General features: G+C 63.6%; 8 protein-coding genes. 4 read left to right on the plus strand and 4 right to left on the minus strand.

The annotated features are described in order from the left end of the window. Positions 1-178 precede the first annotated feature (178 nt). Complete coding sequence (locus ACGVJ8_RS11175) at positions 179-1,612, plus strand: class II fumarate hydratase (RefSeq protein ID WP_392348123.1); 1,434 nt, start codon at positions 179-181, stop codon at positions 1,610-1,612. 2 nt (positions 1,613-1,614) lie between these two features. Here ACGVJ8_RS11175 and ACGVJ8_RS11180 read toward each other — a convergent pair whose 3' ends face one another. Continuing rightward, positions 1,615-4,275, minus strand: a complete 2,661-nt coding sequence (locus ACGVJ8_RS11180) for a DEAD/DEAH box helicase (protein ID WP_392348137.1) — start codon at positions 4,273-4,275, stop codon at positions 1,615-1,617. Between the two features lie 356 nt (positions 4,276-4,631). Here ACGVJ8_RS11180 and ACGVJ8_RS11185 point away from each other — a divergent pair, with 356 nt between their 5' ends. Continuing rightward, positions 4,632-4,862: a hypothetical protein gene (locus ACGVJ8_RS11185; protein ID WP_392348125.1), complete on the plus strand. Its 231-nt coding sequence runs from the start codon at positions 4,632-4,634 to the stop codon at positions 4,860-4,862. A gap of 9 nt (positions 4,863-4,871) precedes the next feature. Here ACGVJ8_RS11185 and ACGVJ8_RS11190 read toward each other — a convergent pair whose 3' ends face one another. Genes ACGVJ8_RS11190 through ACGVJ8_RS11200 form a run of 3 tightly spaced genes read right to left on the minus strand, consistent with a single transcriptional unit; the run spans position 4,872 to position 5,752 of the window. Further along, complete coding sequence (locus ACGVJ8_RS11190; RefSeq protein WP_392348127.1) at positions 4,872-5,024, minus strand: hypothetical protein; 153 nt, start codon at positions 5,022-5,024, stop codon at positions 4,872-4,874. 57 nt (positions 5,025-5,081) lie between these two features. Then, positions 5,082-5,222 (minus strand): hypothetical protein, encoded by a 141-nt coding sequence (locus ACGVJ8_RS11195; RefSeq protein ID WP_392348129.1) that lies wholly within the window; start codon positions 5,220-5,222, stop codon positions 5,082-5,084. Next, positions 5,222-5,752, minus strand: a complete 531-nt coding sequence (locus ACGVJ8_RS11200; protein WP_392348131.1) for a bile acid:sodium symporter family protein — start codon at positions 5,750-5,752, stop codon at positions 5,222-5,224. Before ACGVJ8_RS11200 ends, ACGVJ8_RS11195 begins: the two co-directional genes overlap by 1 nt. Positions 5,753-5,806: 54 nt before the next feature. Between ACGVJ8_RS11200 and ACGVJ8_RS11205 the strand changes: the two genes are divergently transcribed. Together ACGVJ8_RS11205 and ACGVJ8_RS11210 are read left to right on the plus strand one after the other, a co-directional pair. Further along, on the plus strand, positions 5,807-6,943 hold the full coding sequence (locus tag ACGVJ8_RS11205; RefSeq protein WP_392348133.1) for an aminotransferase class I/II-fold pyridoxal phosphate-dependent enzyme: 1,137 nt from the start codon (positions 5,807-5,809) through the stop codon (positions 6,941-6,943). After that, the coding region (locus ACGVJ8_RS11210; RefSeq protein ID WP_392348135.1) for an alpha/beta hydrolase at positions 6,940-7,386 on the plus strand (447 nt) is incomplete at its 3' end. The genes ACGVJ8_RS11205 and ACGVJ8_RS11210, both read left to right, overlap by 4 nt.

Raw genomic sequence — 7,386 nt, forward strand, 5'->3', positions numbered from 1 at the left:
ACGATGTGAAACAGGGCTTAACGGAGACCGTGCGCTGGTACCTGTCCCATCAGGAGTGGTGCAACAAAGTGCGCGAGCAGGCGAGATATGACGGCGGCAGATTGGGTATGAGAACGGTGAAATTTGACGGGACAATACCGAACCGTTGATTCAGGCGACCAACAGACAGTGATCACGGATGATCGAGGCACCGCTCGATCGCGCCGAGGATCCGATGATGCAGCCGTTCAGGATTGAAACCGACAGCCTGGGGGGCATTGAGGTGGCGTCCGAGGCGCTCTGGGGAGCCCAGACCCAGCGGTCGCTACAGAACTTCGCCATCAGCGACGAACGGATCCCGCTCGAGATCATCCAGGCCCTCGCCTGGATCAAGCGCTCCTGCGCCATGGTGAACGGCCAGCATGCGCTTCTGAGCCCTCAACAGGTTGCGCTGATCTGCACGGCGGCCGATGCCATTGCCGCTGGCGAGCACAACGATCAGTTCCCGCTGCGGGTCTGGCAGACCGGAAGCGGAACCCAGATCAACATGAACATCAACGAGGTGATCAGCAATCTGGCGTCTCAGGCCTCAGGCACCGCACTCGGCAGTCACAGCCCAGTGCACCCAAATGACCACGTCAATCGGTCGCAATCCACCAATGATGTGTTTCCCGCAGCCATCCATGTCGCCGCAGCCAAGCAACTGAAGGATGGTGTTTTACCGGCGCTCGATGCCCTGGTGCAGGCCTTGGATGTCAAAGCCCAGGCCTGGATGCCAGTCGTCAAGATTGGCCGCACCCATCTGCAGGATGCGGTGCCGCTACGCCTTGGTGATGAGGTCGCCGCCTGGCGGGATCAACTCAAACAAGCCCAGGTTTGGCTGGAGGACTGTCTGGTCAGCCTTGGCGATCTTCCCCTGGGGGGCACCGCGGTGGGCACGGGGTTGAACACGCCGCCGGGCTTCCGTTATGACGTGGCGAAGGAGCTGAGCCGAGTCGCTGGCATCGAAGTCCGCCCCGCTGAGAACCTGTTCGCGGTGATGGCCGGCCATGACGCCCTCGTCCATGCGATGGGCCAACTTCGCCTGCTGGCGGTGGCCCTGCTCCGCATCGCTAACGATGTGCGTTTGCTTGGGTGTGGCCCCCGGGCGGGTCTGGGGGAGTTGCGGCTGCCCGCCAACGAACCCGGCAGCTCGATCATGCCGGGGAAAATCAATCCCACCCAGTGCGAAGCCATGGCCATGGTCTGCACCCAAGTGATCGGACTCGATGGCGCCGTGGCAGCCGCTGGCGCAGGCGGCCATCTGCAGATGAATGTCTACAAGCCCTTGATCGGCTTCAACCTGCTGCAGTCGATCCGCATGCTCAAGGACGCCATGACCAGCTTCCGCCAGAACTTGGTGGAGGGCTTGGAGCCGGATCGGGAGCAGATTCAGCGGTTCGTGGATCGTTCCCTGATGCTGGTCACCGCCTTGACCCCGAGCATCGGTTATGAGAAGGCCAGTGGCATCGCTCAGCATGCACACCGTCAGGGGCTGACGCTGAAGCAGGCGGCCTTGGAGCTCGGCCACATCACCGAAGCAGACTTTGATCAGCAGGTGAATCCGGGCGCCATGGCCGCTCCGGACGCCTGAGCTCAGGCCGCCCGCTCCGTTGCCGGGTTGAGCACAGAGGAAGGCGGCACCAGATCCTCGGCCTCGGCCACGGGGAAGCGGTTGATCGCTTTCAAAGCCTGACGGGCATGGCTTCGCAATTGCTCGCTGATCGCTTCGCAGTAGGGCACCTGGGCCAGAAGGTCCACGGTGCGGCGCATGATTCGCACCACATCACCCTCATCTAGGGACGTGTTAGCGATCAGATCGCTCCAGGACGTTCCCCGCGCCCAGGCATCCACAAGGCCCATGAGCTCGGGCTCCCACCAGGCAGGCACCACCACACCGGCGCGTTCCTGGGCCCGCAGCAGCTCGCGACGCAGACCCGACAGATCCTGAAGAGCTTCCTCTGCCGCCGCAGGCGGCGGGAAGCCACTCCACAGGTCGGGACGGTTGACCTCTGTGCTGATCGCCTCGAACACCGCCGCCAGATCTGGGGGGGAGAGGTCATCGAGATGCCTACTCATCAGAGCCAGCCCCAGCCAGAGTTCGTTGTCGCCCCGCAAGGCAGCAACGGTGCGGCCGATCTCCGTGGGATCCAGCTCATCGAGGCATCCGAAATGCTGCAGGATCTCCATCAAGGCCAGGAAGGTCTCCCAGTGACGGTTGGCCCGATGATGCAGCAGCTGTTGCCGTTCAGCGATCTCCAGTTCCAGATCTTCCATGCGCCGGCGGTGCTTCTTCAGTTGTTTGCGATCTCCCCAGCGATGGGCAGGATGCTGCTCCTGCTCCTGCTCGAGATCCCGCACGAGCCTCGCCTGGGTCAACACCTCGCCTGCCAGGTCGTATTGCGGGGTGGTCATGTCGTGGCGCCGGGCCATGTGGGCCACGGCTAACGCCAAACCACCACTTGCCTGATCGCCATGGCGCAACTCGCCGGAACGGGACAGCTCCGGAACCTCCAGCCCGTCCACCTGCAGACAACTGAGCTCCGCGTGGATGCTCACCACGGCCTGACAAGGCAGCAGGATCCAGACATTTTCATCGGTCAGGCAGAGCAGCAGCGGGAACTGCCCTGGCCCCTTCACCTTCTCAACGATCACCGCGGGCGCGACGCGCCCGCGCAGCTGCGGCGATTTGAGGCTGACCAAGGTGCCGGTGCTGGCGAACTGAAGAGCCATCGTCAGCTCGTTGGCCAGCGTCTCCTCGGCCTGCTGCTGGAGGATGCGTAGCAAGCGCCGCTCTTCTCGGAGCCGCCCGCGCATTTTTTCGTAGTCCTCAAAGTCTTCCCAGGGAATGTCGCCAGCGACGCCCTCCAGCTGGCTGAGTTGCAACCGCAGCTGGGAGAGATTCTCCTCGTCCTCCACGAGGTCAAGCCCCGCCAGATAGCGGCCAAAGCTGCGCTCTACCAGCTCCCGGGCCTTGGCCAGATCGTGACGCTGCAGCAGATTGAGAACCATGCCGTAGCTGGGGGTGAACTGGCTCACCAGGGGGTCGGAGGGACTCGTCGCCAGCTGACCTGCTTCACGCACACCTTCGAACCGGCTTTGCACCGTCACGACGTAGCCCTGAGAGTCGAGGCCACGCCGCCCGGCTCGACCGGCCATCTGGAGGAACTCACTGCCCATCAGCGGGCGATGCCCCCGTTCGGTGCGCTTGGAGAGGGCCGCAATCACCGTGCTGCGGGCCGGCATGTTGATGCCCGCCGCCAGGGTCTCCGTGGCAAAGACCACCTTCACCAACCCCTGCTGGAAGAGCTCCTCGATCAACTCCTTCCAGGCGGGCAAAACACCGGCATGGTGGGCAGCGATGCCCCGCAGCAGTGCATCAGCGTGAATTCCATCCCGAACAGCCTCGGGGTTGTCGTGGCTGTAAGCGGTTAAGCGCTCCTTGATCAGCGCCTGCTCCTCCTGGGTCAACAGGCACTGCACCCCCAAATCCCGCACCGCTTTGTCACAGCCGCGGCGGCTGAAGATGAAATAGATGACCGGGAGCATCTGCCGCTCAGCCATCTGAGCCACAACGAAGCTGATCGGCGGTGGCTCGGGTTGCGGCGGCCTCTGGGAACGCCCTTTGCGCTTGTGCCCCTTGGGCGCGCGCCAGACTTTGCAGTTGGGATGCAAGCCCGTTCCGGCGTCGTTCAGCAATGGATGCAACCCCTTGGCACTGCAGAAGCTGAACTGCAGCGGTACCGGCCGGTGATCACTCATCACCAACGTGGTCGGACCATGAACCTTCTCGATCCAGTCGGTCAGCTGCCCAGCATTGGCCACGGTGGCGGAGAGCGCCACCAGCTGCACCGTCGGTGGGCTGTGAATGATCGACTCCTCCCAGACCGTGCCGCGTTGGGAGTCGTTCATGTAGTGGCACTCATCGAGCACCACGGCTTCCACATCGGCCAGAGGATCGTCGTGCTCATCCGCCTCGGCATAGAGCATGTTGCGGAAGATCTCCGTGGTCATCACCACGATGGAGGCCTCGCGATTCACGCTGAGGTCACCGGTCATCAAGCCCACGTTCTCCGCACCGAACTGATCGCGGAAATCGCGCAGTTTCTGGTTGGAGAGAGCCTTCAGCGGTGTGGTGTAAAAGACCTTCTGGCCATGGGCCAGAGCGCGATGAATGGCGTATTCCCCGATCAGGGTTTTGCCGGATCCTGTGGGGGCACTGACCACGACCGAATGTCCCTGGTTGAGAGCATCCATGGCCTCTAGCTGGAAATCATCCAGCGGGAAGGGAAAGATTGCTGAGGGATTCAGTGGGGCACTGCGATCGACATCGGGCTCGGATCGGGGCGTGGCCGGTGTCGATTGGTTCATCGAATGATCTTAAGGAGCCTGGCTGAGCTCTCTTTTCAAACAAGCGATAAGCCACGCCAATGCAATTAATCAGATGTGCCGACCTCCTTTGACGGAACCAAGCCAGATCATAAAAAATAATGAAGAGAATGCTTCGAGCCTTGGTAGGCCCACCAGGTTTTTTGTGCGTGCCTCAGCAGAGGCGAAGGGTGACAGGGGCACTCCTCTAGTGCCATGACAGAGGGGAACGAGTGCCACTACCTGTGACCAGCACTCAGCTCACCAAACCGTGGCCGGCGGAGGACACCCTGATCGATGCTCTGCGGGACTGCCGCGACGTCAAGGAGCTGAAGGCCCTCGAACAGCGCCTGGCATCCACTACCGATGCCCCACCGCTGTTCACCTGGATCTGTGATCTGTTCATAGCACGACGCATCTCTCGTGGCCTTGCCGCCCGCCTGCTGCTCGAACTCCACGAAGGGGGCTCGACCTAGGGCGACCGACTAAGGCGAGCGACGCCTCCAGACGGCCGCAAGGGCGCTGCCGATCAGGCAGTGAATCACCGCAGAGATGGCACTCGGCAGCGCCGTGAGGAGACTGGCAAACCCGCCACTGCGGGCGAGCACCACGGCGAGTCCTGAGTTCTGCGTGCCCACCTCAATGCTGATGGTTCGCTGGGCCTGCACGGTCTGCCCCGCCAGCCGAGGAATCAGTCAGCCGAGCAGAAAGCCGCCGCCATGCAACAGCAGGCAAGCCAGGATCAGCATGGGCCCCTGTTGGAGCAGCACAGCCGTCTGGCTGCCCACGATGCTGGAGACGATCATCACGATGGCCATCACCGCCAGGGGAGGCATCACAGGCTCAATCCGCCATCCCATGCCATGCCATGCAGGCTACGCTTGAGCACCACCCCAACGGTGACGGGCAACAGCACCACCTGAAGCACGGCCAGGAAAAGGACCCAACCGTCCACTGGCACGTACTGACTGGCCAGCACCTGCGTGAGACGCGGGGTCAACACAACCGCTGCCAGGGTGCTGATCGTGGTCATGACCACCAAGAGCGCCACGTCGCCACGGCCGACCAGAATCAACCCCACCGCAAGCGGCGCAGGCAGGTGCAGGGCCGCCGCGATCACAGCGGCGAGGGCCGGCATCACCAAGAACTGCACCAGCACCCCCAGCAGCATGGCGCGGGGTCGCCGACCAACCCGCACGAAGTCAGCGGGTGTCAGCCCGACGCCCATGTCCAGCATGATTACGCCGAACCCAAGGGCGATCAGTGGCCCTTTGAACCAGATGAACAGCGGGGGATGCAGCAGCGCCAGAAGAGCTCCCAGCAACGTCCAAAGCGGAAACAGCAGAGTGAAACGCTCCCAGGACATGACGATCAGAGGACTGCGGCCATCCTTGATCAGGACGGATTCCAGACTGTTGTGATGCGGGACCACGCTTCTCCCATCCATCCAGCCCGCCGCCGCCTGCGGAGCTTGACCTCCGGCCAGGAGCCCTGGCAGCTGCAGGATCCCGCCGGAGCTGGCCAGCTCGTTGATCTGGCCAGCAACGACTACATCGGGCTGAGCCGCCACCCCGATGTACTCGCAGCGGCAACGGAGGCCATGGCCTCCGATGGCGTTGGTGCCGGTGGATCTCGCCTGATCACAGGAACCCGACCGCGCCATCTGGACCTGGAGGCAGCCCTCGCCACCTGGCTGAACCGGGACCGGGTGCTGCTGTTCCCCAGCGGATTTCAAGCCAACATCGCCGCCCTAACGGCCCTGAGTGACCGGCACACCACCGTGTTGGTGGATCGGCTGATCCACCACTCGCTTCTGGCCGGCGTCCGCACCAGTGGGGCGCGGCTACAACGCTTTGCCCACAACGATCTTGAAGATCTCGGCCAGCGGCTGCAGCGGCTTAAGCCGACAACGCGACCGCCTCTGGTGGTAACTGAAAGCCTGTTCAGCATGGAAGGCAGCAGCCCCGATCTGCAGGGTATGGCCGACCTTTGTGCCCACCACGGTGCACAGCTGCTGGTGGACGAAGCCCATGGCCTTGGAGTCCTGGGGCCCGGCGGCCGCGGGCTTTGCCATGGACTCCAACAGCCTGTGGCCTTGGTGTGCGGCACCTTCGGCAAAGCCTTCGGCAGCGGAGGTGCGTTTCTGGCTGGGGAGCACACCACGATGGAGCGGCTGCTTCAAACCAGTGGGGCTTTCCGCTACACTACGGCTCTGGCCCCACCGTTGGTGGCTGGAGCCCAAGCTGCCCTGCGCTTGATCCAAGCCAACCCCAACTGGGGAAGAGAGCTGAGCCAGCGCTCGGAACGCTGGAGGACAGATCTGGCGCACCAGGGCTGGGCGAAACCAGCAGGGCACGGCCCCGTGCTCCCCCTGTTAGTTGGTGACGACCAAGACGCGCTCGACCTCCAGCAACAGCTGGAGCACGCGGGTCTGCTATCGGTGGCGATCCGGCCGCCCACCGTGCCGGAGGGAACCGCCCGTTTGCGCCTGGTGCTGCGGCGGGACTTGCCAGAGGGCACATTGGAGCAATTGCTCGCAGCCCTCGGCTCTCGATGATGCAGGTCCTGGCGATGCATGGTTGGGCTGGCCAGGCCGGTACCTGGTCCCATTGGCGTCAATGCTTTGAAGACGGGGGAGCGAGATGGTCCAGCGCAGACCGGGGCTACGGCGGCGGTGAGGCCGTTGCTCCGGCATGGACCCCTGGCCCAGGACGCAACCTGTTAATCGCCCACTCCCTGGGGCTGCATCTGCTGCCGGCAGCTGTTCTGGCGCAGGCCGAGGCGGTGGTGCTGCTGGGCAGCTTCAGCGCCTTCGTGCCACATGGGCGCACGGGGCGTGCTGTGGTGGCGGCTCTAAAGGGGATGCAGGCGGCCCTGGGCACCGACCAGGAACTGTCGATGCTGGAACGCTTCCTTGACAAAGCCGCCTCACCCCATGCCCCCAGCACCCTGCTCCCAGCGCCCCTGCTGCAGCCGCTGGCGCCCCTGGGGCGCCAGCGG

Origin of the sequence: Parasynechococcus sp. (assembly GCF_042954245.1) — a bacterium.
GTDB lineage: Bacteria > Cyanobacteriota > Cyanobacteriia > PCC-6307 > Cyanobiaceae > Parasynechococcus.